General features: G+C 52.9%; 22 protein-coding genes. 11 read left to right on the forward strand and 11 right to left on the reverse strand.

All coding sequences use genetic code 11. The features are described 5' to 3' along the window. Complete coding sequence (gene sufB, locus ABIE29_RS10030) at positions 1-1500, reverse strand: Fe-S cluster assembly protein SufB (protein ID WP_429618398.1); 1500 nt, start codon at positions 1498-1500, stop codon at positions 1-3. A 14-nt stretch (positions 1501-1514) separates the two neighbouring features. Continuing rightward, positions 1515-1886, reverse strand: coding sequence for a Fe-S cluster assembly scaffold SufA (gene sufA, locus ABIE29_RS10035; RefSeq protein ID WP_429618400.1), 372 nt, complete (start codon positions 1884-1886; stop codon positions 1515-1517). Positions 1887-2361: 475 nt separating this feature from the next. On the opposite strand from sufA, the gene ABIE29_RS10040 reads away from it, so the two are divergent. After that, positions 2362-2766: a hypothetical protein gene (locus ABIE29_RS10040; RefSeq protein ID WP_429618401.1), complete on the forward strand. Its 405-nt coding sequence runs from the start codon at positions 2362-2364 to the stop codon at positions 2764-2766. A 172-nt stretch (positions 2767-2938) separates the two neighbouring features. On the opposite strand, the gene menI is transcribed toward ABIE29_RS10040, so the two are convergent. Together menI and ydiJ are read right to left on the reverse strand one after the other, a co-directional pair. Beyond that, entirely contained in the window at positions 2939-3355 is a 417-nt protein-coding gene (menI, locus tag ABIE29_RS10045) for a 1,4-dihydroxy-2-naphthoyl-CoA hydrolase (protein WP_429618403.1), read from the reverse strand. Next, a complete protein-coding gene (gene ydiJ, locus ABIE29_RS10050; protein WP_429618405.1) occupies positions 3352-6408 on the reverse strand; it encodes a D-2-hydroxyglutarate dehydrogenase YdiJ in 3057 nt (1018 codons plus the stop codon). Before ydiJ ends, menI begins: the two co-directional genes overlap by 4 nt. Before the next feature lie 467 nt (positions 6409-6875). Here ydiJ and ydiK point away from each other — a divergent pair, with 467 nt between their 5' ends. After that, the gene (ydiK, locus tag ABIE29_RS10055) at positions 6876-7976 is read left to right on the forward strand and encodes an AI-2E family transporter YdiK (RefSeq protein ID WP_429618407.1); all 1101 of its coding nucleotides are present in this window, start codon (positions 6876-6878) and stop codon (positions 7974-7976) included. A gap of 414 nt (positions 7977-8390) precedes the next feature. Here the strand turns inward: ydiK and ppsA are convergent, their stop codons facing one another. Next, on the reverse strand, positions 8391-10769 hold the full coding sequence (gene ppsA / locus ABIE29_RS10060) for a phosphoenolpyruvate synthase (RefSeq protein WP_429618409.1): 2379 nt from the start codon (positions 10767-10769) through the stop codon (positions 8391-8393). A gap of 473 nt (positions 10770-11242) precedes the next feature. On the opposite strand from ppsA, the gene ppsR reads away from it, so the two are divergent. Together ppsR and ABIE29_RS10070 are read left to right on the forward strand one after the other, a co-directional pair. Further along, entirely contained in the window at positions 11243-12064 is an 822-nt protein-coding gene (ppsR, locus tag ABIE29_RS10065; protein WP_021804571.1) for a posphoenolpyruvate synthetase regulatory kinase/phosphorylase PpsR, read from the forward strand. Between the two features lie 172 nt (positions 12065-12236). Further along, positions 12237-13283, forward strand: coding sequence for a 3-deoxy-7-phosphoheptulonate synthase (locus ABIE29_RS10070; protein ID WP_429618412.1), 1047 nt, complete (start codon positions 12237-12239; stop codon positions 13281-13283). 90 nt (positions 13284-13373) lie between these two features. On the opposite strand, the gene ABIE29_RS10075 is transcribed toward ABIE29_RS10070, so the two are convergent. The 4 genes from ABIE29_RS10075 to ABIE29_RS10090 all read right to left on the reverse strand — a co-directional run bounded on the left by ABIE29_RS10075 (position 13374) and on the right by ABIE29_RS10090 (position 15777). Then, complete coding sequence (locus tag ABIE29_RS10075) at positions 13374-13988, reverse strand: C39 family peptidase (RefSeq protein ID WP_429618414.1); 615 nt, start codon at positions 13986-13988, stop codon at positions 13374-13376. 6 nt (positions 13989-13994) lie between these two features. Next, positions 13995-14306, reverse strand: a complete 312-nt coding sequence (locus ABIE29_RS10080; protein ID WP_429618415.1) for a hypothetical protein — start codon at positions 14304-14306, stop codon at positions 13995-13997. Position 14307: 1 nt separating this feature from the next. Next, on the reverse strand, positions 14308-14778 hold the full coding sequence (locus ABIE29_RS10085; protein WP_429618417.1) for a hypothetical protein: 471 nt from the start codon (positions 14776-14778) through the stop codon (positions 14308-14310). 117 nt (positions 14779-14895) lie between these two features. Further along, a complete protein-coding gene (locus ABIE29_RS10090; protein ID WP_429618419.1) occupies positions 14896-15777 on the reverse strand; it encodes a hypothetical protein in 882 nt (293 codons plus the stop codon). Positions 15778-16139: 362 nt separating this feature from the next. On the opposite strand from ABIE29_RS10090, the gene ABIE29_RS10095 reads away from it, so the two are divergent. From ABIE29_RS10095 to ABIE29_RS10125, 7 genes are all read left to right on the forward strand, one after another. Continuing rightward, the gene (locus ABIE29_RS10095) at positions 16140-16625 is read left to right on the forward strand and encodes a glutathione peroxidase (protein ID WP_429618421.1); all 486 of its coding nucleotides are present in this window, start codon (positions 16140-16142) and stop codon (positions 16623-16625) included. A 156-nt stretch (positions 16626-16781) separates the two neighbouring features. Continuing rightward, positions 16782-16976, forward strand: coding sequence for a hemin uptake protein HemP (gene hemP, locus ABIE29_RS10100; protein WP_429618423.1), 195 nt, complete (start codon positions 16782-16784; stop codon positions 16974-16976). Positions 16977-17070: 94 nt separating this feature from the next. Further along, positions 17071-19110: a TonB-dependent hemoglobin/transferrin/lactoferrin family receptor gene (locus ABIE29_RS10105; RefSeq protein ID WP_429618425.1), complete on the forward strand. Its 2040-nt coding sequence runs from the start codon at positions 17071-17073 to the stop codon at positions 19108-19110. Between the two features lie 70 nt (positions 19111-19180). Then, positions 19181-20215, forward strand: coding sequence for a hemin-degrading factor (locus tag ABIE29_RS10110; RefSeq protein WP_429618427.1), 1035 nt, complete (start codon positions 19181-19183; stop codon positions 20213-20215). Then, positions 20212-21042, forward strand: coding sequence for a heme/hemin ABC transporter substrate-binding protein (locus ABIE29_RS10115; RefSeq protein WP_429618429.1), 831 nt, complete (start codon positions 20212-20214; stop codon positions 21040-21042). The genes ABIE29_RS10110 and ABIE29_RS10115 overlap by 4 nt, the downstream gene beginning before the upstream one ends. Next, positions 21042-22046 carry a FecCD family ABC transporter permease gene (locus ABIE29_RS10120; RefSeq protein ID WP_429618430.1) on the forward strand — a complete coding sequence of 335 codons (1005 nt, stop codon included), beginning with the start codon at positions 21042-21044 and terminating at the stop codon, positions 22044-22046. The genes ABIE29_RS10115 and ABIE29_RS10120 overlap by 1 nt, the downstream gene beginning before the upstream one ends. Continuing rightward, positions 22039-22824 (forward strand): heme ABC transporter ATP-binding protein, encoded by a 786-nt coding sequence (locus ABIE29_RS10125; RefSeq protein WP_429618432.1) that lies wholly within the window; start codon positions 22039-22041, stop codon positions 22822-22824. Before ABIE29_RS10120 ends, ABIE29_RS10125 begins: the two co-directional genes overlap by 8 nt. Positions 22825-22851: 27 nt before the next feature. Here the strand turns inward: ABIE29_RS10125 and ABIE29_RS10130 are convergent, their stop codons facing one another. Together ABIE29_RS10130 and ABIE29_RS10135 are read right to left on the reverse strand one after the other, a co-directional pair. After that, positions 22852-24294: a protein adenylyltransferase SelO gene (locus ABIE29_RS10130; RefSeq protein WP_429618433.1), complete on the reverse strand. Its 1443-nt coding sequence runs from the start codon at positions 24292-24294 to the stop codon at positions 22852-22854. Between the two features lie 282 nt (positions 24295-24576). Beyond that, positions 24577-25314, reverse strand: a complete 738-nt coding sequence (locus ABIE29_RS10135) for an EAL domain-containing protein (protein ID WP_429618435.1) — start codon at positions 25312-25314, stop codon at positions 24577-24579. Between the last annotated feature and the right edge of the window lie 51 nt (positions 25315-25365).

Consider the following 25365-nt stretch of genomic DNA (forward strand, 5'->3'; position numbering starts at 1 on the left):
TTAACCAACGCTGTGTTCCAGGCTGATAGCCAGTAACTTCTGTGCCTCCACGGCAAATTCCAGCGGCAGTTCGGAGAACACGTCCTTACAGAAACCATTGACGATCATCGAGATGGCGTTATCTTCACTGATGCCCCGTTGCAGGCAGTAGAACAACTGGTCGTCACCAATCTTCGAGGTGGTGGCCTCATGCTCAAGCTGGGCGCTGTTATTGCGGGTTTCCACATAAGGGAAGGTATGCGCCCCGCTGTTCGGCCCGATCAGCATCGAATCGCACTGGGTAAAGTTACGAGCGTTTTCCGCCCCGGGCAGGATCTTCACCAGCCCACGATAGGTATTTTGGCTGTGCCCGGCGGAGATCCCTTTGGCAATAATGGTCGACCTGGTGTTTTTACCGATGTGGATCATCTTGGTGCCGGTATCCGCCTGTTGGTAGCCGCTGGTCAACGCCACCGAGAAAAACTCACCGATAGAGTTGTCGCCCTGCAAGATCACGCTTGGGTATTTCCAGGTGATGGCCGAACCGGTTTCCGACTGCGTCCAGGACATTTTGGATCCTGCGCCTTCACACAACGCCCGTTTGGTGACGAAGTTAAGAATGCCGCCCTTGCTTTCGCCGCCGCCGGAAAACCAGTTCTGCACCGTGGAATACTTCACTTCAGCGTCTTTATGCAGGATCACTTCGACCACCGCCGCGTGCAGTTGATAGCTGTCACGTACCGGCGCTGAGCAGCCTTCGATATAGCTGACGTAGCTGCCCTCATCGGCAATCAGGATGGTGCGTTCAAACTGGCCGGTTTTCGCGGCGTTAATGCGGAAATAGGTGGAAAGCTCCATTGGGCAGCGTACGCCCTTTGGCACGTAGACAAAGGTGCCATCGGAAGCCACCGCAGCGTTGAGTGCGGCAAAGAAGTTGTCGTTATGCGGCACCACCCGCCCCAGGTACTTGCGCACCAGATCCGGATGATCGTGAATGGCTTCACCGAACGAGCAGAAGATCACCCCGCTCTCCGCCAGCTTTTCACGGTAGGTGGTCGCGACGGAAACCGAGTCGAAAATGGCATCGACCGCCACTTCGCTACCTTCACGCACCGGTACACCCAGTTGATTGAACGCCAGTTCAACCTCGCTGGTCAGGTAGCCGTTTTCCGTACTGGCGCCAGGTTGCTGCTCCGCCCCAGGCTGAGAACCGCAGGCATCATCACAGCTGCCGCAGGACGGCGCTGAATAGTAGCTGTAATCCTGATAGTTCAGCTTGTCATAGTTGGCTTTCAGCCAGTGTGGCTCTTCCATTTGCAGCCAGGCACGGTAAGCCTCCAGGCGGAATTCCAGCATCCACTCGGGTTCGTTACGCTTGGCCGAGATGGCGCGTACCACCTCTTCGTTGATACCTTTGGCCAACTCATCGGTGGCCAGTTGGGTAAAGAATCCTTCCTTGTAGCGACCTTCGCTGACCCAAGCCGGTACATCTTTCGCTGTTTCTACGTTGCTTCGTGTCATGTTGATTGCATCGCTTAAACGCCAAAGCTCTCACCGCACCCGCAGGCGTTCTGAGCTTTGGGGTTATTAAATTTGAACATCTGATTCAGCCCTTCCCGAACAAAATCTACCGTGGTGCCATCAATAAACGGCATCGCCTTGAGCGGCACGAACAACTTTGCCCCGTCACGTTCAAACAACAGATCGTCGCTGGCCGGTTCGCGGGTCAAATCCAGCACGTAGGCAAAACCCGCACAGCCGGATTGTTTGACGCCGAGTTGCAGCCCTTTTACTTGCGCATCCTGCTGCATGAGTCTGATTATCTGCTTCACCGCGCTGTCGCTCAGCGAAATACCTTGCCAGACGTTATCTGCCAAGGAAAAAGTACCAACCTCTTCCGTATGCATATGGCCTACCTCACATTCGTGTTTTACTACAGCCGATCTGGCGTACCACCCATGTTAGTGATAATGATTATCACTTCAACCGTTTGTTTTGCGGGGGTATTTACCAAACGCCCAGATTTACGCTCGGTAACACGATAAACCGATGGCGTATCCAGACAAAACAGACTGCGGGATAATTCTTATCCCTATGAATTTATAGCAATTCATCATATCTCGTACGGCTTATCCCACTGCCATGACAAGGTTATGGCGCCGGATAAATCGTCTGTTTTAAACATTCATAGAAAATACCTATTTCTGCATCTTGTCTGTCTGAAAAATGCCTTTCCCTGCTTTAAGTCTAGTCGCTCGCGTGTTTTTAGCCCGTGGTGGTCAAATCAACCACCAGAGAAAAAAATCGCCGAAGAGCATTGAACATCGCCACAGCAGCAAATATGATAATGATTATCATTAAGTTTTGATTGGACGTGAATCTATGGCCATCTCGATGAATGCGTGGCTGCTTGGCAAAATTGATGAATACAAGTTCAATATCCGTGATGCCACGGTGGATTTCTATATGGCGGAAGCGGCACTACAGCGGCCAGAATGCAACATCAATCATCTGAAGCGTTACAACGGCGTCAGCCTTGGCATGGCAAATTTATGCCTGGAAAATGGCGATGATGAAAGCTATCTGCATGCGCTGAGCAAACTGCATAACCGGCTGATCGTCGAGATCAACAATCCCCAGCGCTGTCAGTTGTTCCGCGTGCAAAGCTACCATTTTGCCCGGCATACGCTAACGCTGATTTGCCAGAAATATTCGATGGAAGGCGGTTGGGATAAGGCTACCGCTTTTCAGAAGGATTTTGTGAAACGGGTCCCCTTCCAGTTATAAAGCTGGCCCCTCTCCCACAGGGCAAGGGGACCGAACGAGTGCAACTGAAATTCGGTGACGCACTTTGGATGAGGGAGCGTTCGCGTTTGCTGAGATGACCTCCTTGCTTCCAAAAGAGCAGAGGCCAACAGATCCCTCTCCCTGTAGGAGAGGGTTGGGGTGAGGGGGGCCTCTATTCCAATACCGCCGTGGTCAGCCGTGAGGTACAGCACAGGCGATCGCGATCGTCGAAGATCTCGATCTGCCATACCTGATTGCGACGGCCAGCGTGCAACGCACGACAAACCCCACGCACCTGCCCTTTAAATACCGCGCGCAGGTGGTTGGCGTTGATCTCCAGCCCTACCACCTTTTGCTCCCCTTCGGTGCACAGATAACCGGCCATTGAGCCCATCGACTCGGCCAGTACCACCGAAGCCCCGCCGTGCAACAGGCCAAACGGCTGGGTAGTGCGGTGATCGACGGGCATCACCGCCTCCAAATAGTCCTCTTCCAAGCGGGTGAACCGAATGCCTACATGGGCCACCATGCATCCTTCGCCGCTTTGGTTAAGTTGTTCCAGCGTTGTTTCACGTTTCCACAGCTTCACGCAATCATCTCCAGAAGTGCCTGTAACGGATGCCGCACGCCATTGCCTTCAATGCGTTTTACCTGGCTGCGGCAAGAATAACCGGTCGCCAGACAGCGTTGCCTTGGCAAACGTTGTAGCGCCTGATGCCATGATAGCTCATAAATCCCCAGGGAATTTTGCAGATTCTTGGCTTCGTGACCGTAAGTGCCCGCCATGCCGCAGCAACCCACGCTGACGTTTTCCAACCTGGCGCCAAAACGAGCAAAGATCGCAGCCCACTGCTGGGTGCTGGCCGGTAAGGCGGTGGTTTCGGTGCAGTGACCAAACAGATACCAGGCTTCCCCGGTGGCAGGCTGTTCCACACGTTCTACCAACAACTTTTGCAACCATTCATGGACCAGTTGCACCTGGAAATTCCCCCGTTCGGTCCCAAGAATTTCTTGATACTCGTCGCGATAACACAGCACCAGCGCTGGATCGACGCCCACCATCGGCATCCCCAATTTGGCTACCCGGTTGAGGAAGTCCGCGGTCTTGCGCGCCGTTTTGGCAAAGCGCGTCAGGAAGCCTTTGATATGCTGCGCCTTACCGTTCGGTGAGAAAGGCAACAGCACCGGCTTGTAGCCCAGCTTTTCCACCAGCCGTACAAAGTCTGCCACGACCTGGGCATCGTAATAGCTGGTAAACGGATCCTGCACTACCAGCACATGCCGTTCGCGCTGGCTATCGCTCAATGCTTCCAACTGTTCAAGCGTCATGCTGAACGCGCTATGGCCCGACAGCTGTTGGCGTAACGTTGGGCTGGACAGCAGCGGTAAATCCACCATACCGATGCTGTTGCGGCTCAGTTCGCGCACCCATGGCTGCTTGAAGAAGAAGTTGAACACCTTCGGCGCTTTGGCCATCAACGGGGTATAGCTCTCGACGCCAGCAACCATGTAGTCACGCATTGGGCGCAGATAACGAGTGTGATAAAGCTGCAGGAAACGTGAACGGAAGCCCGGCACGTCGATCTTGATCGGGCACTGGGTCGAACAGGCTTTACAGGCCAGGCAGCCAGACATCGCTTCTTTGACCTCATGGGAGAAGTCATATTCGCCCTTGCCTGCATGCCAGCTATTACGGGTTTTCTCAACCAGGGTGCGGAAGCTGAGGCGCTGCTGCGGTAACTGTTTTTCCAGCGCGACGGGGTCGACGCCCTGCTCTGCCAATAACCGTAACCATTCGCGCACCAGGGCCGCACGACCTTTCGGCGAATGGATCCGATTCGCGGTGATCTTCATCGATGGACACATTGGGCTATGTACGTCAAAGTTAAAACAGAGCCCGTTGCCGTTACACTCCATCGCGCCACGGAACGAGGTGCGGACATCGATAGGAATGCGACGATCCAGCGTACCGCGTTTCACCGCATCAACTTTCATCATCACGGCATCAACGCCTAACGGCGGGCAGATCTTACCTGGGTTCAGGCGATTGAGCGGATCAAACGCAGCCTTGATACGGCGCAGCTCTTCATAGAGCTCCTCGCCGAAGAACGCCGGGCTATACTCCGCCCGGAAGCCCTTCCCGTGTTCTCCCCACAGCAGGCCACCGTACTTCGCGGTTAACGCTACCACCTGGTCAGAGATCTGCTTCATCAATACTTCTTGCCGGGGATCGCACATATCTAACGCCGGACGCACGTGCAGCACCCCGGCATCAACGTGGCCGAACATACCGTAGCTCAGGTTATGGCTATCCAACAGTTGGCGAAACTCGGTGATGTAGTCGGCCAGGTGCTGCGGCGGTACGCAGGTATCTTCGGCAAACGGAATGGGCTTGGCCTGCCCTTTGGCATTACCCAGCAACCCAACGGCCTTTTTGCGCATAGTGTAGATGCGCTCAATACCGGTCAAATCGCCGCAAATCTGATAACCGATCACGCCAGCCTGTTGCTTGGAGATCAGGTCGTCCAGACGCTCGCACAGCGCTTCCATCTGGCTGTCGATCAGTTCCTTATCGTCACCGGCAAACTCAACGATGTTCAACCCGAGCATCTCTTTGTCCGGCACGTTGGTGATCAGTTCGCTGACCGTGTGCCAGACAATATCTTCACGGGCCAGATTCAGCACCTTGGAATCGATGGTTTCCACCGACAGCGCCTTGGCTTCCACCATAAAGGGGGCATTGCGCAAGGCCGAATCGAAAGAGTCATATTTGACGTTGACCAGCCGCCGCACCTTCGGCAACGGTGTGATATCCAGCCGCGCTTCGGTGATAAAGGCCAAGGTCCCTTCGGCACCGGTAAGAATGCGTGTCAGATCGAAGGTTTGCAGATCGTCGCTCAGCACGTGGCGCAGATCGTAGCCGGTAAGGAAGCGGTTAAGCTTGGGGAATTTTTCCAGGATCAGCGCCCGTTGCTCGCGGCAACGGTTCAGCACGGTGTGGTAGATCCGCCCCTCTGGCGTATCTTCCTGAGCAATCGTTTCCGCCAGCGGCGTCGGCATGACGCGGGTGTCGATCATTTCGCCCCCCAGCAACACCGCCCGCAGTCCCAGCACATGGTCTGAGGTTTTACCGTACACCAGCGACCCCTGGCCAGACGCGTCAGTATTGATCATCCCGCCAAGGGTAGCGCGGTTGCTGGTGGAAAGCTCCGGCGCGAAGAAATAGCCAAACGGTCGCAAATACTGGTTGAGCTGATCTTTAATCACCCCGGCTTCTACCCGCACCCAGCCCTGCTCGACGTTGATATCCAGAATGCGGTTCATGTAGCGCGACATATCAACCACAATGCCGGTATTAAGTGCCTGCCCATTGGTGCCGGTGCCGCCACCGCGCGGGCTGAAGGTCAGCGCCTTGAAGCGCTCCTCGTCGGCAAGCCGGGCGATAAGCGCCACGTCAGCGGTTGAGCGAGGAAACACCACCGCATCGGGCAACAGCTGGTAAATGCTGTTATCCGTCGCCATCGTCAGTCGATCGGCATAGCTAGTGGCGGTATCGCCGTTGAATCCGCTCTGTTTTAACGCGGCCAAAAAGTCCAGCACCCGTTGAACGAGGCCGGGTGCCTGAGAAATTTGTGGGATCATTCGCTTGTTTGACTCTGTCTGCTCTTAATTGCTTAATCGGGCCAGGAACTGGCCCTCCCCTGTCTTTTATTATCACAATGATGCAGGGGACGTTATCCGCCCCTGCATCATCGCTATCTACCTCATAATGGCGGGTGTTTTGCCGCTTGTACATCCTGCATTTGGCATTATTTGGTGAGGAAGCCGATAGCTGCGCTTCAGGAAGAAGAAAGTCCGGCGGTTATTCCACTGCGCCCAGTTTAGTGTTGGCTCCCCAGGGATCGTTATGGATGAATGCTCAGCCTGCCAACCCGCATGGCGCATCTGCTCTTCAATCCACTGACACGCGTGAATGATATCCAACAATGAAAGGCTGTACCCCAGACCAAAATTCGCGACAAAATGTGCACCTGGCTGTGAAAGTTGCCAAAAATGCTCCATGATAAAAGGGTACCAAGGAATTAACTTACTAGGATGAAAACGCATTCATGACACAACCGCAACGCCGCTACGATTTACCGACGATAATTTTTGGCGTGCTGTTTATCGCCATTATGATCGTCGCCAGCTTTTGGGTCGTTCAACCGTTTATTTTGGGTTTTGCCTGGGCATCCATGGTGGTGATCGCCACCTGGCCAGTGTTGATTAAACTACAGCATCTGTTGTGGGGCCGCCGGTCACTGGCCGTGCTGGTGATGACCATCCTGCTGCTCTTGTTGTTCGTACTGCCTATTGCCCTGCTGGTCAGCAGCGTGGTGGATAATAGTGCTCCAATCGTGGCGTGGGTCAACGCACCGGGCCAGATCCACGCTCCGCAGTTGGAGTGGCTGCGCTCAATCCCGATGATTGGGGACAAACTTTTTAACAGCTATCACCTGCTGGTGAACACTGGTGGTAACGCCCTGGTGGCCAAAATTCAACCTTACTTCGGCCAAACCGCCACCTGGTTTGTCACCCAGGCAGCGCATATTGGCCGTTTCCTGATCCACTGTTCTCTAATGCTCCTGTTCAGCGCCTTGCTGTACGCCCGCGGTGAGCAGGTTGGCATGGCGATCCGCCATTTTGCCGTGCGCCTTGCTTCCACTCGGGGTGACGCGGCCGTGTTACTGGCTGGGCAAGCGATACGTGCAGTCGCATTAGGCGTGGTGGTAACCGCATTGGTGCAGTCGATCCTGGGCGGTATTGGGCTGGCCGTTTCTGGCATTCCGGCGGCCACCTTACTGAGCGTACTGATGTTCGTCTTCTGCCTCGCCCAACTGGGGCCATTGCTGGTCTTGGTCCCGGCCATTATCTGGCTGTACTGGACCGGTGACACCACCTGGGGCACCGTGCTATTGGTGTGGAGCTGTGTGGTCGGAACTCTGGATAACTTCCTGCGCCCGGCGCTAATCCGCATGGGTGCCGACCTGCCGTTGATTCTGATCTTGTCAGGCGTTATCGGTGGCCTGCTGGCCTTCGGCATGATTGGCCTGTTTATCGGCCCGGTCGTGTTAGCGGTCTCTTATCGGTTGGTTAGTGCCTGGGTGAACGAAGCCCCGGAACCCACCACCGATCTGGAAGAAGTCGCCAAAGATTTAGAACAGCTGTGATCCCTGCGTCGCCTGCTCATCCACTGGGCAGGCGATGACTCCGACATTCCCTTTCCCCGCAGCATCGTCCCCGATAATTTTTCTGCTGACTTATCTGCTGCAATAATAGATGCCGTTCAAATACCTGTTATTACAGTGAGCCTGTATAATTCTCAGGCTGTTTTATTGAGACGATTCTTAATGACGCGCGCCAGATAACTGCCTAGTATGAAACTCTATCTTGCTGAAATTCATTGTTTTACATGCATTGTTTTCCAGTCAAGCCACCTAACAAGGTACTCTCTGAATTGCTGTGTGTAGTCTTTGCCCGTCTTTTGATGGGCTTTTTTTTATGCAAAATAACCCCTAATATAAAAAAAAACCGCCAGGTTTAACCGGCGGTTTTATGCTTTCAATAGATGTCGTTATTCGGGTTTACTTTCTTTGTGACAAATTAACCCAGGTCTGCACCACGGTATCCGGGTTAAGCGACAGGCTATCAATCCCCTGATCCATCAGCCACTCGGCAAAGTCTGCATGGTCTGACGGGCCTTGCCCACAGATACCGACATATTTGCCGTGACGCTTGGCCGCCTGGATCGCCATGGAAAGCAGCGCCTTGACCGCCTCATTGCGCTCGTCAAACAGCTCAGAGACCACACCGGAATCGCGATCCAGCCCCAGTGTGAGCTGCGTCATATCGTTGGAGCCGATAGAGAAGCCATCGAAATGCTCAAGGAAGCGATCGGCCAGCAAGGCGTTGGAGGGGATCTCACACATCATGATCACTTTCAGTCCGTTCTCGCCGCGCTTCAGCCCCTGACGCCCCAGCTCTGCCACCACGGCCTCCGCCTGAGCCACGGTACGTACAAACGGCACCATCACCTCAACGTTGGTCAGCCCCATCTCATTACGTACCCGCTTCATTGCGGCACATTCCATGGCGAAACAGTCGCGGAAGCTGTCCGCCACGTATCGACCCGCACCACGGAAACCTAACATCGGGTTTTCTTCGTGCGGCTCATATTTCTCGCCGCCGACCAGGTTGGCGTATTCGTTAGATTTGAAATCGGAAAGGCGCACGATCACGCGTTTCGGCCAGAATGCCGCGCCCAACGTGGCGATCCCTTCGGTCAAACGGCCGACATAGAACTCGACCGGATCGTCATAGCCCAACATCAGCGTCTTGATTTCTGCCTGCAGCTCTGGGGTTTGCTGATCAAACTCCAACAGAGCACGCGGGTGTACGCCGATCATGCGGTTGATAATAAACTCTAACCGGGCCAGGCCCACGCCTTCATTTGGCAGGCGAGCGAAGTCGAACGCACGGTCCGGGTTACCGACGTTCATCATGATCTTCAACGGTAATTCCGGCAGTTCGGTCACTTCCGAGCTCTGTACGGTAAATTCCAGCATGTCGCTGTAAACAAAGCCAGTGTCACCTTCTGCGCAGGAGACGGTGACTTTCTGCCCTTCTTTCAGCAGGTCCGTTGCGTGGCCACAGCCTACAACGGCAGGGATCCCCAGTTCACGGGCGATGATCGCCGCATGGCAGGTACGCCCGCCACGGTTGGTTACGATCGCTGCCGCCTTCTTCATGATCGGCTCCCAATCCGGGTCGGTCATGTCGGTGACCAACACGTCGCCCGGCTCGATGCGATCCATTTCACTGATGTCGTGGATGACCTTCACCGGGCCAGCCCCAATGCGATGACCAATGGCTCGCCCTTCCACCAGCACGGTACTGTTACCGTTCAGTTGGTAGCGTTCCATCACCTGTTCATTGGAGCGCACGGTTTCTGGCCGCGCCTGGACTATCAGCAGCTTGCCGGTGTGGCCGTCTTTAGCCCACTCGATATCCATCGGGCGGCCATAGTGTTTTTCGATCAGCAATGCCTGATGCGCCAGTGCCTGGACTTCATCATCGGTTAAAGAGAAACGATTGCGTTGCTCTTCTGGCACATCTTCGATACGTACCTGCTTGCCGTGATCCTGTGAAGGTGCGTACACCATGCGGATTTTTTTCGAGCCAAGGTTGCGGCGCACAATGGCCGGTTTGCCCTTCAGCAGCGTCGGTTTATGGACGTAAAACTCATCCGGGTTGACCGCCCCTTGCACCACCATTTCCCCCAGGCCGAACGCCGAGGTAATAAACACCACCTGATCAAAGCCGGACTCGGTATCGATGGTAAACATGACCCCAGAGGAAGCCAGGTCGGAGCGCACCATGCGCTGTACACCGGCGGAAAGCGCTACGCCACGGTGATCGTAACCCTGATGCACACGGTAAGAAATGGCCCGGTCGTTAAACAGAGAGGCGAAGACGTGTTTGATCGCCACCATCACCGCATCAATACCCTGCACGTTGAGGAAGGTTTCCTGCTGGCCGGCAAACGAGGCGTCTGGCATATCTTCGGCCGTGGCGGAAGAACGCACGGCGAAGGAGGCTTCGCTTTCACCCTCGGACAGTTGCTGGTACGCCAGGGTAATTTCACGTTCAAATTCCGCATGGAAAGGCGTATCGATCACCCATTGGCGAATTTGCGCACCGGCCTTGGACAGTTGAGCAATATCGTCAACGTCAGTCTGATCCAGCAGCTGATAAATGCGCTGGTTAACCCCACTTTGCTCAAGAAAATCGTTAAATGCCTGGGCGGTGGTGGCAAAACCGTTGGGTACGGCCACACCCAAATCGGAAAGATTGGTGATCATTTCACCGAGGGAGGCATTTTTGCCACCGACACGGTCAACGTCGTGCATGCCAAGCTGGTTGTACCAAAGCACATTACGCAAGTCTGGGCCATTGTTAGACATCGAGACAATCCTTATTGCTATCAGTAGGGTATTGACGGATTTTTGACTCGTACCGCAAAAACGGCACCCAGCCAGACTAGCACATTGATCCATAGACAATGGACAGGTGAATCGATCAAGCCAATGAAGAAAATAGCAATTAAGAGAATTCCAGCGGGCACAACTTTTAATAGGGATCGTTCCCTAAATGGTTAAAAGCATACAATTCAACAAATTATATATTATTTAAATTTTTGCTTTAATACCCGTATTTTTCGTGGTTGATTTGACGAAAATAGCGCCAACCTGTGTCGATGGCTGTAGTTAAAATAGCACTCTTAATTTTATTAAAAATGAAATTAGGTTTTATTAAATATATTTTATTGCCGCGAATGATTTCCACCGTCACAAAATTTCTGTCCCCCTCTTTACCGAATGTGGGTATGCGGACCATGATGTTGCTATCAGTCGTTTCAGGCATTAAGGAGTTATGGGTGGAAAGAAGCGTTTTTTATATCTCGGATGGAACGGCCATTACCGCTGAAGTATTGGGGCATGCGGTGCTGTCACAGTTTCCCGTCAAGGCCACCACTTTCACTCTGCCTTTTGTGGAAACCGAAGCGCGTGCGCGGGGTGTATGCCAGCAAATCAATGATATTTACCAGCAAACCGGGGTGCGCCCACTGGTGTTCTATTCGATTATCTCGCCGGAAGTGCGCCAGGTGATCACCCAAAGTGAAGGGTTCTGCCAGGATATCGTGCAGGCCCTGGTCGGCCCACTACAGGGCGAATTAGCGGTGGATCCAACGCCAGTGCCTAATCGCACCCACGGGCTGACCGAAAACAACCTGGGCAAGTATGACGCCCGGATCGCGGCCATTGAATACACCCTGGCCCATGATGACGGCATATCGCTGCGCAATCTCGATCAGGCGCAGGTGATCCTGCTCGGCGTATCCCGCTGTGGTAAAACCCCCACCAGCCTGTATCTGGCGATGCAATTTGGTATCCGCGCAGCCAACTATCCGTTTACCGCCGATGATATGGATAATTTGCAGTTACCCGCCGCGCTAAAACCGTTTCAGCATAAATTATTCGGGTTGACCATTAATCCTGAGCGGTTAACGGCTATCCGCGAAGAACGCCGAGAAAACAGCCGTTACTCTTCCCCGCGCCAGTGCAGGATGGAAGTTGCCGAAGTGGAAGCGCTGTTTCGCAAAAACCAGATCCGCTACCTTAATACCACCAACTATTCGGTGGAAGAGATCTCCACCAAGATCCTCGATATCCTCGGTATGAGCCGGCGGATGTTCTGATAGCAGGGGCTGGACGGAGGAGAGTCGTCCAGGCCCCTTTTTTGTGCTTTTTTTCCGGTTTTAATCAGCAGAACACAATCTCTACGGTTGAATTCAGCGGTTTTTGCGTTATTGTGATCGCCATCACTTCCCGGTATTCCTGCCGTCGCGAAGAACAGTTTTAGAGACAATCATGCACAAAACAGATGAACTGCGGACCGCGCGCATCGACAGCTTGGTCACGCCTCAGGCGTTGGCAGAAAAGTTGCCGATCTCTGCATCGGTAGCCGATAACGTGACAGCGTCACGTAAACGTATTGAAAAAATCCTGACAGGCGTTGATAAGCGCCTGCTGGTAGTGATTGGCCCCTGCTCCATTCACGATCTGGATGCGGCGATGGACTATGCCACCCGCCTTAACGTACTGCGCGAACGCTATCAGGACCGCCTGGAAATCGTGATGCGCACCTATTTTGAAAAACCGCGCACCGTGGTGGGCTGGAAAGGCTTGATTTCCGATCCCAATCTGGACGGTAGCTATCAGGTCAACCGTGGCATTGAGATGGCGCGCAAGCTGCTGTTGTCAGTGAACCAGCTTGGCCTGCCAACGGCGACCGAGTTCCTGGATATGGTGATCGGCCAGTATATTGCCGATCTGATCAGCTGGGGCGCGATTGGCGCTCGCACCACCGAAAGCCAGATCCACCGTGAAATGGCCTCGGCGCTCTCCTGCCCGGTCGGTTTCAAAAACGGTACCGACGGCAACACCCGCATCGCCATTGATGCCATCCGCGCCGCACGCGCCGGTCATATGTTCCTGTCGCCAGATAAAACCGGCCAGATGACCATTTACCAGACCAGTGGCAATCCTTATGGTCATATCATCATGCGCGGCGGCAAGACACCAAACTATCACGCGACCGATGTGGTAGCCGCTTGTGATAGCTTGCGCGAGTTCGATTTACCTGAACAACTGGTGATCGACTTCAGCCACGGCAACTGTCAGAAATTGCATCGCCGCCAGTTGGAAGTGGCGGAAAACGTCTGCCAACAGATCCGTGCAGGCTCCGCGGCCGTCGCTGGCGTAATGGCAGAAAGCTTCCTGGTGGAAGGCACACAGAAGATCGTGGCTGGTCAATCACTAACCTACGGCCAATCCATTACCGACCCTTGTCTGAGCTGGTCGGACAGCGAGCAGTTGCTGGCTATGCTGGCCGATGCGGTAGATACCCGCTTCTGATCGTTTTAACCAGCATGCTTATGGCATGCTGGTTCTCCTTTGCTGCTGCGGTCGCCATACAACAGGTCCCCATATTATCAAGCATTGGGATCACTCTATCGAAACGACTTTTTGGTAGATCAGGTTTTCGTTGATATTGATGTTAATATCATCGAGAAACAGCAGCGCGCGACCGAACTGCTCATCTCCAAGCCAATACCTTTCGAACTGTGGAAATGGGTAATTAATATACCCCCAAGCAGGATCGTATAGTTGAATAACACCATCCATCACCCCATGAAAAACTACAAAGTGCGCTTTCCCAAATCTTTTTATGTATAGAATAGCGGGTGAGTGAATTTGCCTTAATTGTGTTGCGGTGATTTTAACGCCTATGGTATCCAGCCCCATTTTTTTTGATAGCCTATTAATATCCAAGAGTGAATATTCAGGTTTCACACCAATTTTGTTTATCAACTTCAGTTCTGATGTATCAATGCTATAATATTTCCTTAAAATAAACTCAAGGGATGCCAACCCACAAGTGTTATCATACAGCTGTCTATTCCCCCCCAGGAATTTAGTGTAAAGATAGGTTGCTTTCGCACTCGTTTGACAACCACTACAAAGCATAAACCAACATATAACACTCACCATCCATCTTTTCAATAGCCCCCCAATAACTGTCATGTTGCCATTCTTACCAGTAAAACCTTTAGATTCCACTCAAAATCATGAGTTTATCCATTCAGCCAGGTAAACGATAGCGGGTAACGAAGAAAAATTCACATAAATGATCCCCATACTGTTAACTTCTTTTATTATTTTAATTTTATAAAGCCAGTGGATAATAGTAGCCATTAAAATCATAAAAAGGGAGTAAAACGCAGTAAAAATAACATAACCACTTATTATCCCTGCAAAAACCAACATCAACAATGAAAATACCATGACACTCATCTTGATATCCGTAAATATTTTTACGCCTGTAATGAAGTAACAACATGTTGCCACTATAAGCAAACCAACATTAAGTATATACATATTATTTCTTCTTATGACAAGTATCACATGATCCTCTTCCACCGCCGCCAAAACGTCCAAAAGCAGCATTCGTAGCCCCCATAGCACTCACCCCTAAAGCCGCACTGGCAGCCGCCCCTGACACCGTAGCGCCCATTAACCCACCCGAAGCACCAGTTACAAAACCACCGACGGCCGCAGTGGCTGCATTCCCCCAATTTATTTGCGCTCCATTTGATAAGTCAATACCAATTGACCCAGCAGCACCTCCTGCCGCCCCAATGGCACCAATAATCAGAGGGCCAACCTTACCTTTGGTATTATCTAACTCCTCTATATTTAATGGTGAGAATGAATGATATCCCAGCGCCTCTAACTTACGATACTTATCCTTATCCAAGGATTCTATTTTATTTTCAGCGCACACATTCGCACTAAAAAAAGAGTAATGACCTAAAACGCAAAGAAATAAATCCTGTTTTACCTTCATCATATTGGCAACCTTTATGCATTAAATGTTCATTGCGATATTGAACACGTTAGATATGACATTAGATTACTATGCGAAATGTATTCCTAACGTTCTGACAGAGTGAAAATTGGTACCTATTCACATTCGATAATTCAAACCAATAGATATGACAGAGCCTTTGTTGTTACCTACCCCCCCTTTAGCACTAACGCTGCCAATAGTATTCTCTGCCAAGTTCACTGCTGTGCCAACTAAAAGCGAGGTTTTACTACTCCACTCTTTTTGGTTTGAAATATAACCATATGCATTTATGACATCCTTAGAAACGCCCCAATTTAAATTAATCTCAGGATTAATGGCAAAAACAACTTTTCCCGATAGAGTATAGGCTTTATAGTCGTTAGCAAATTTCTCCTTCGAAATACCATCGAGATACCCTAATGATAGATTAAGAACTACAGGATCGTATATCCAACTGAGTGAAGAACCAAGAACGTAACTCTGTAGCGATCCATGTTTAAAATTGCCACCAGAAAACAAAACCGTATAATCCGATAATCTATAAAACTGGTAACTTACCCCAACCCCTATCCCATTAAACCTGTACTCGTTCTTAGTTGAACTACCATCATTTTCCAATGAAAACTTAGTATTGACCCATTGCCCATTTGCAGTTGCTGATAATGAAAGTTGGCGCGTCACCCCATACATCCCTGAAAAATACCCTGACACACCGTTTTTTTCCCGCCGATACGACAACGAGGTACGGTCTATAACATATTGGCCTGGACTGATTTGATTTATATAAACACCAGAGTAGGCTCCATTCGAGCTATCATTTATGATGTTTATCCCGGTTCCAAATGACCAGCTTTTCTTTTCCGGAAGAAAGTCATCTATTTTTAAAATTGATTTCATCGACTCAGCACTCACATTCTCCCTTGGTGTCTCTGCATGGGAGATAAAAGAAATCATGCCAAATAAAATCAATAAAAGAAAATTCTCTTTATTCCATTTCATATAATCCCTATTTAAACCACATCATCCATGAATAAGATAATAAACATTGAAAAACTCAAGTGTCAATAATTTTCAATGAAAAAAGCATTATTTCATATATTACTTTTTTATTTTAAATGTTCTCTTAATATATAAAGGTAAGAGTGTAATGCATTGTTAATATTAGATAATGTCTCTCAGGTTAGTTTTTACCGTTCGGGTAAACAGTGTTTTTATGACATGGGAAAAGTTCATTTCAATACTGAATTAGCGTATACACAACATCTTCGCCGAATTATATAGTGCGTGTTCTACGGGATAGACTTATGCCATTCAGCTATACTTGCCAAACGTTGCCGCACACAAGATCTGGAGCCGACCACATGACCTCTTCACTGCTGTCCATTCCCTGTATCACCCTGCAAGGGGAACATAAAACGCTGACCGACTTTCCGGCACGAGCCTACCTGGTGGTTAATACCGCCAGCAAGTGTGGCTTTACCCCGCAGTATGCAGGCTTGGAGAAGCTATGGCAGTATTATCGCTCACGTGGGTTGATGGTGCTGGGCTTCCCCTGCAACCAGTTTGGCGGGCAAGAACCGGGCGATCCGCTGGAGATCGCCAACTTCTGCACCCTCAACTATGGCGTCAGCTTTCCGCTGTTCAGCAAGATCGACGTCAACGGTGCGCAGGCGCATCCCCTGTTCAGCGAGTTAAAACGCCGTGCTCCCGGTTTGTTAGGCAGCCAACGTATCAAGTGGAACTTCACCAAATTCCTGCTCACCGCCGATGGCGAGCGCATCACACGCTTCGCCCCCATCACTAAACCCGAGCGCCTGTTCAGCCGTATCGAAACCCTGTTGAAATAGCCTTTTGATCAGCAAATTGATCTGGAGCACCCCGGTTCCGGTAAGACATGATGACAAAAAGGTTCCATCGGTAAGAAAATTTCCCTTGATGTAACCTTTCGTTCACATGATAATGATTATCAATGTGATATTAATTACCATTTACTGACTAAATTTATGGACAATCACAATAATTGCCAACAGCCCAACAACGCTTTGGTTACCCCTGACGGCGGTGTACATGCCGCGTTACCGCCCTGCTTCGACAGTGCCGAGCTGCTGGGCAGTGATGGGCTGGCGGTGATCATCCATCAGGGGCAACGTTATCAACTGCGCCAAACCAAAGCGGGAAAATTGATCCTGACCAAATAACGTCTTGCTTCCTTTTAGCGCCAGCCACCCCGATCTTGCGATCCAGGCAGCCAGCAAATCTATTGATATGTTGATTCATACGGAGAGTTGCCACATGCCTGCCATTTTCACCTCCCGGCTGCGTTTTTCCGCATTAAGCCTGGCCATTGCCTGCGCTTTGCCTACGGTGGTTTTTGCCCAGACCGACACCAGAGTTTCCGCTGCCACCAAGGCACAAGAAAAAAACAAAGATGAGGCCATGACCGTGGTCGCCACCGGTAATCAACGCAGCAGTTTTGAAGCGCCGATGATGGTGACGGTGATCGACGGCAACAGCCCTCAGAGCCAAACCGCCACCACCGCTGGCGATATGCTGCGTCATGTGCCTGGGATTACCGTTAACGGCACCGGGCGGAGTAACGGCCAAGATGTGTCAATGCGTGGCTATGGTAAAAACGGTGTACTGACGTTGGTTGATGGGATCCGCCAAGGCACCGATACCGGCCATATCGGCGCGACCTTTATCGATCCTGGTTTGGTGAAGCGCATCGAAGTCGTTCGTGGCCCGGCCGCGCTGCTTTACGGCAGTGGTGCTCTCGGCGGAGTGATTGCCTATGAAACTGTCGACGCAGCCGACCTGCTGTTGCCAGGCCACAACACCGGTTATCGAGTGTTCGGCACTACGGCTAGCGGCGATCATAGCCTTGGGGTAAGCGCCAGCGCCTACGGCAAAACCGATGAACTCGACGGTCTGATCTCTTTCGGCACTCGCGATGTCGGCGATATCCGTCAGAGTAACGGTTTTGATGCCCCAAACAGCGAAACCATCAGCAATGTGCTAGCCAAAGGCACCTGGAACATCGACAACAATCAATCGCTAAGCGGCGATTTGCGCTACTACAACAACAGTGCACAACAACCCAAAAACCCACAAACGCCAGCGGCCTCCACCAGCAATCCAATGACCGATCGCTCTACCATCCAGCGCGATGCAGCTCTCAGTTATAAACTGAACCCGCAGGGTCAAGACTGGGTAAATGCTGTGGCGAAAGTGTATACCTCGGAAGTGAAGATCAATGCCCACAATGCGGGTAAAACCGACGAGTTCCGCAAGCAAACCACCAATGGCGGCAAACTGGAAAACCGTACCAACCTGTTTACCGACAGTTTCGCCGCGCATTTGCTGACTTACGGTTCCGAGGCTTACGAGCAGAAGCAACGGCCAGGCGGAGCCACCACCAGTTTCCCCGATGCAAAAATCAACTTTGCCTCCGGCTGGTTACAAGACGAGATCACCTTGCGTGATCTGCCGATCTCCATCCTTGCTGGCACCCGTTATGACAACTTCCAAGGCAAAAGCCAGGGCCATGATGACGTCAACGCGGACAAATGGTCTTCTCGGGGAGCGATTACGCTATCGCCAACAGATTGGTTAATGCTGTTTGGTTCTTATGCGCAGGCGTTTCGTGCCCCTACCTTGGGGGAAATGTATAACGACTCAATGCACTTCCCAGGCAACTATTGGGTACCCAACCCCAACCTGAGGCCAGAAACCAGCAGCACCACGGAATTCGGCCTGGGCTTGCGATTCGACAATCTGATGTTGGCAGACGATAACCTGCAGTTCAAAGCCAGCTATTTCGATACCGACGCCCGCGATTACATCAATCTGTATGTGGATATTCGTGGCCGCAAAACTTACTCACAAAATATCTCCCGCGCCAAAATTTGGGGCTGGGATGCCTCAATGAGCTATCAGACCCACTGGTTCGACTGGGATCTGGCTTACAACCGCACCCGTGCCAAAGATCGCTCTAGCCAAGGTGAGCTGAATGGTCACAGTGGCCAGTGGTTGTCAACTACCATGCCGGATACCGTGACCAGCACGCTGGACATCCCAATCGCCACCACCGGACTTTCTGCCGGTTGGGTAGCCACGCTGGCGCAAAGCGCCAACCATGTCAGCGAGGGAAGTAGTAAGCAAGCCGGGTATGGTGTGAACGATTTCTACCTGAGCTATAAAGGTCGCGAAAACCTGCAGGGCGTCACCACTACCGTGGTTCTGGGGAATGCCTTCGATAAAGAATATTACTCACCACAGGGCATTCCGCAGGATGGTCGTAACGCCAAACTGCTGGTCAGCTATCAGTGGTAACCCATTGAACCACAGCGGGCAGGCCGTTTTTGCCCGCTTCTCACCCACCACGAGCACAGGAAGCAAAATAATGAGCGAGACCCTATACCAACGCTATGAGCAGGCGAAAATTGATCACCCAGGTAAATATGCCCGCGATCTGGCCGAGCTGTTGGGTACCAGCGAAGCCGAACTGACCCAAGCCCGCGTCGGCCACGATGCTCGTCGCCTGCAGGCCGAAGCCCGTACTCTGCTGACCGAACTGGAACAGGTTGGCGTCACCAAGTCCATCACGCGTAACAGCTATGCGGTACACGAGCAGGTTGGGCGCTACCAGAATCAACATCTCAACGGCCATGCCGGGTTGATCCTCAACCCACGCGAGCTGGATCTGCGCCTGTTCCTCAACCAATGGGCCAGCGTTTTTGCCCTGAGTGAAACCAACAAGCGCGGCGTGCGCCACAGCATTCAGTTTTTTGACCATCAAGGCGACGCGCTGCACAAAGTTTACACCACTGACGAAACCGACCTTGCCGCCTGGTTTGCCCTGGTCGAACGCCATCAGAGTGCGGAAAACCCGGCATTAGAACTGCGACCGGCCGAGATTAAAGAAAGCAATAGCGCGCCAGATGCCGCCAAAATCGATGCCGACTGGCGGGCTATGACCGATGTCCACCAGTTCTTCCAACTGCTGAGCCGCAATAATCTGACCCGTCAACAGGCCTTCCGCGCCGTCGGCAACGATCTGGCCTATCGCGTGGACAACAGTGCGCTGACGGCGATCCTGGAAGCCGCCAAGTCTGCGCAGAACGAAATCATGATCTTCGTCGGCAATCGGGGATGTGTGCAGATCTTTACCGGCCAGATCGAACGCCTGATGCCGCAGGACGGCTGGGTCAACATCTTCAACCGCCACTTTACCCTGCACCTGGTTGAAGGGGCGATCGCCGAAAGCTGGATCACCCGCAAACCAACTAAAGATGGCATGGTCACCAGCCTGGAGCTGTTTGCCGCCGATGGCACCCAGATCGCCCAACTCTACGGGCAGCGCACCGAGGGTCAACCGGAACAGCTCCAGTGGCGTGAACAGGTTACTGCTCTTGAACCGAAGGAAGTCGCCGCATGATAGCTTCATTGCTCCGGCACCTGGCGCAGTGTGTTGCGCTGGCGTTTCCATTAGCCACCGTGGCGGCCGAGAGGATAGTCTCTATAGGGGGTGACGTGACCGAAATTGCCTTCGCGCTAGGCGCGGGCGATGAAATTGTGGCACGAGACAGTACCAGTCTACATCCTGCTGTGGTGCAGAAATTGCCGGACGTGGGCTATATGCGCCAGTTGAATGCCGAAGGCATCCTGGCGCTGAAACCCACCCTGATCCTGACCACCGAGTTGGCAGAGCCAGCACTGGTGCTCAAGCAACTGGAAGACAGTGGCGTGAAAGTGGTGCGTATCCCTGGGGATACCACCGTGCAGGCGGTGCCCGAAAAAATCAGCGTGATTGCCGGGGCAGTCAACCGCAGTAGCCAAGGCAAACAGTTGGCCGAACGCTATCAGCAACAGTTGACTGCGGTAGCCAACACGCCGCTGCCAGTAAAGGTGTTGTTCGTGATGAGTCACGGCGGTATCACCCCCATGGCTGCGGGCCAGCAAACCGCGGCAGATGCCATTATCAGAGCGGCTGGGTTGAAAAACGCGATGCAAGGTTTCAGCCGTTACCGCCCACTCTCGCAAGAGGGCGTGATTGCCAGCACACCAGACTTGCTGCTGGTGACTACCGATGGCGTTCGCTCCATCGGCGGCCAGGAAAACCTGTGGCAGTTGCCCGGCATCGCTCTGACACCGGCGGGAAGAAACCGCCGCGTGTTAATCGTTGATGATATTGCGCTGCTCGGTTTTGGTCTGGAAACGCCGCAGACACTCAGCCTGTTGCGTAAAGCGGCGGAGCAACAGTAATGCGCTGCCGAACCTCGCCCCGGCTGGCAATCGGCAGCCTGCTGATCCTGCTGACGATCCTGGCACTTGGGGCCGCTAACCTCGGAGCGTTGACACTGTCATTTCGCACCCTGTGGCTGGCTCCTTTCAGTGATGCCTCCTGGCATATCTGGCTGAATATTCGCCTGCCCCGCGTACTGCTGGCCGTGGTGATCGGCTGCGCGTTGGCGGTTTCCGGTGCGGTGATGCAGGGGCTGTTCCGCAACCCCTTGGCCGATCCCAGCCTGTTGGGGATCAGCAGCGGCGGCGCTCTGTTCGTCGCCCTGGTGATCGTCATGCCGTTGGCCCTACCCCCACTCGTCGCTCTGTACAGCCAGATGCTGGCGGCGTTCCTTGGCAGCCTGCTGGTTTCGATACTGATTTACGGTATCAGCCGCAGCGGGCACGGCAACCTGTCACGGCTGTTGCTGGCCGGTATTGCCATCAATGCGCTTTGCATGGCGGCTATCGGAGTGCTGTCGTACCTCAGTAGCGACCAGCAATTACGTCAGTTTACGCTGTGGATGATGGGCAGCCTCAGCCAGTCACAGTGGCCCACCCTGGTGGTGTCCACCTCGTTGATCCTGCCGACCGCATTGCTGACGCTGTTACAGGCCCGTCGTTTGAATCTGCTACAGCTGGGCGATGAAGAGGCGCATTACCTTGGGGTTAATGTGCAACGCGCCAAGCTGCAATTGCTATTGTTGAGCGCCTTGCTGATTGGTGCCGCCGTAGCCATGAGTGGCGTCATCGGCTTTATTGGCCTGGTGGTGCCCCATCTGGTGCGCATGCGGCTTGGGGGCGATCACCGCTGGTTGTTGCCAGCCGCTGCCCTCGGTGGTGCCTGCCTGCTGCTGGTGAGCGATACGCTGGCACGGACGCTGGTCACCCCGGCGGAAATGCCGGTTGGCCTGATGACCAGCCTGATCGGTGGTCCCTATTTTCTGTGGCTGGTGATGCGCCAGCGGGAGCGCGCGGATGGATGATTCATCAACGCTGACGGCACGGCAATTGCGTTACAACCTGGGGGATCGCCGGCTGATCGCCGATGTCTCTCTCAGCATCGCCAGCGGTGAGATGGTGGCGATTATCGGCCCCAACGGTGCGGGAAAATCGACCCTGCTTCGCTTGCTCACCGGCTATCTGGCCGCTGACTGTGGCGAATGCCGCCTGCAAGGTAAACCACTTGAACAGTGGCAACCGCAGCAGTTGGCCAAGGTGCGGGCGGTAATGCGTCAACACAGCGAGCTGGCCTTTCCGTTTACCGTAGAAGAAGTAGTCGCCATGGGGCGCTCTCCGCATAACGGGCGTGATGCCAAACGGGCGATCCAGCAGGTGTTGGAGCAGACCGACTGCGTCAGCCTGGCACAACGCGATTACCGCCAACTTTCCGGCGGGGAACAGCAGCGGGTGCAACTGGCCAGAGTATTGGTACAGTTGTGGCAGCCACAACCCGCACCATCCTGGTTATTCCTTGATGAACCCACCTCGGCGCTCGATCTGTATCATCAGCAGCATACCTTACGCCTGCTACGCTCCCTGACTCGCCAGCAGCCATTGGCGGTCTGTTGCGTATTGCACGACCTTAATCTGGCCGCGCTATACGCCGATCGTATTCTGTTATTGCATCAGGGCCGCCTGGTCGCTTCCGGTACCCCGCAGCAGGTATTACAGACGGATATCCTGACGCGTTGGTATCAGGCAGATCTCGGTGTCATCGCCCACCCGGATACCGCACTGCCGCAGGTGTTTTTACGTCAGTAACGATAAGCCATGGAGGGCTTGCTGCTGTCAGCTCGAACAGGAAATTGCCAAATGCTTGCCCCAATCCGGTGGCAAGGCCGCCAGATCGTCATACCGAGCATCATCGGCAAAAGGTTGCAGCAACGCCTGGTGCAAACGTGCCAGCTTGCTGACATCATCCTGCTCCGCCGCTTCGATCGCCTGCTGCGCCAAATAATTACGCAAAATCAGCTTAGGATTCGCCAGCTTCATCGCTTGCTGGCGTTGGGCATCACTCACCTGCTCCAGCTGTAAGCGCTGGCGATACTTGTGATACCAACCGTCAAAGGCGTCGCGATCGATAAATTCATCACGCAATGGCGTTTGCGCCTGCTGCTGCTCAACATCGCTCAATAAGCGGAAGGTGCGGGTGTAATCACGTCCCTCTTGCGCCATCAGGCTCAATAAGCCGGTCAGCAGATCGTTATCCTGTTTCGACTGGGTAAACAAGCCCAGTTTGGCACGCATTTGCTCACCATAAGCCTGCATCAGAGCCGGTTCATAGGCGGTCAGCGCCTGCTGTAACTGTTCGGCGCTCAGCAAACCGGAAAGCGTTTGGGCTAACCGATGCAGGTTCCACAACCCCACGGCAGGCTGGTTATCGAACGCGTAGCGGCCCTGATAGTCGGAATGATTGCAGATAAAATCGGGTCGGTAGTCGTCAAGGAAACCATAAGGCCCATAATCCATCGTCAGGCCAAGGATCGACATATTGTCGGTATTCATCACGCCGTGGGCAAACCCCACGCACTGCCAATGAGCAATCATCCGTGCGGTGCGTTCCACCACATCGATAAACCACAGCAGATAGCGATCTTGTTCCTCCGCCCATTGTGGCCAATGACGTGCAATGACGAAGTCCGCCAATTGCCTGACCTGCTCCGGCTGTTTGCGGTAATAGAAATGTTCGAAATGGCCAAAGCGGACATGGCTTTCCGCCACGCGCAGTAACATTGCCCCGCGCTCAGGCTGCTCACGAAACACCGGATGTTCGCTGGTGACTATTGTCAGGGCCCGCGTTGTCGGGATCCCCAGATGGTATAGCGCCTCGGAAGCCAGGAATTCACGGATCACCGAGCGTAACACCGCTCGCCCATCGCCCATGCGGGAATACGGCGTTAACCCGGCACCTTTCAGATGCCAATCCATGCTGCGGCCGTCCGCGAGCCGCTGTTCACCCAGCAGGATCCCCCGGCCATCTCCCAACTGCCCCGCCCAGGAGCCAAACTGATGGCCGCTGTAAACCTGCGCCAAAGGCTGCATGCCGGGCAACAAGGTTTCACCTGCCCAGATTGGCGTTTTCTCTGGGGTAAACCAGCTTGCGTCCAACCCCAGCTCCTGTGCCAGCGGCTGGCTGTAATACAGCAAACGAGCCGCCTTGAGCGGCGTCGGCAGCAGTGCGGTATAAAAACCGGGCAGCTGTTGGTAATAAGCATTTTCAAATTGCGGCATAGGCCCTCCGTAACGCTTAGTGTAGAGCCTGGAAGTTCGGATTAACACGGAGGATTTACAAGGGGATCGCCCTTGGCCAATAACCGACAGGGGCGTGGTAGACAAAAAATGGCGGTGAGCCCTATTAGCTTGGTTATTTCGCACCGGCGGCGTGCATCTTCTAATAACCTACTGCGCGCATGGATAAAGTGCTTCATCCATGATAAAACGACAATAATTACCATGCTGGGATCACGGTAAAAATCATCCAGTCCACTATATACCCCTGTGTGTATGCAAAAATCAGCTATTATTCTCGAACTCTTCAGCAATCCTGGGTAGAGACCGCAGATTATCCACACTGATGGCAGGCCATAAAAAACCCTGTAGTCCTAAAACACCGGTGTTGGTCAGTTTATTGAAGTACTCATGTTTCTCAATGCCGCAAACAATCACTCCCTTACAAAGTTGATTGATATTTTTAAACAGTGAATCGATAACCAGGTCATATCCCTGTTGGGTAACCAATTGCCAATAAAAGCGTTTGTCGATCTTCACAAAATCAAATAAACCATCGTACAGTGCGGTCAACGTCGCTTTGCCAGAACCGAAACCATCAAGCCACAGCGAAAATTCAGCACTTAACAAGCGAATTTTCCCATTGTCTTTCCCAGCGGAAAGGTTGGGGAAACTCTCATTGATTTCAAAGGCAATAAACGGCAACTGCCGCACACGCTGACGGTGCTCCTCGCTGCTCACCAACCAATCGACGACCGTTTCTTCGATATTAATGGTCAATGACACCCCGCTAGCAATAAACCATGACGCGTGCCTTTCAGCCATTGTTAGCTGGTCGTTGAATAATTCAATCCTTTGCGCTGGGGATAATAACCGCAAGCCGATCTCCGTAGGCATCGCCAGGTTGTCGCCCGAGCCAGTAAAACGGGTAAGAAGTTCCACTGCCAGTAACCTTCCCGTCATGGAGTAAATCGGCAGGAAGACGTACTGACTAATAAAATCAACGTCAGATTGAATATTCATTTTAATGCCAGAGGCTGAATGGCGTGCAAACCATCGTATAACAATAAGTTA

Origin of the sequence: Serratia sp. 2723, assembly GCF_050434425.1 — a bacterium.
Taxonomy (GTDB): domain Bacteria; phylum Pseudomonadota; class Gammaproteobacteria; order Enterobacterales; family Enterobacteriaceae; genus Chania.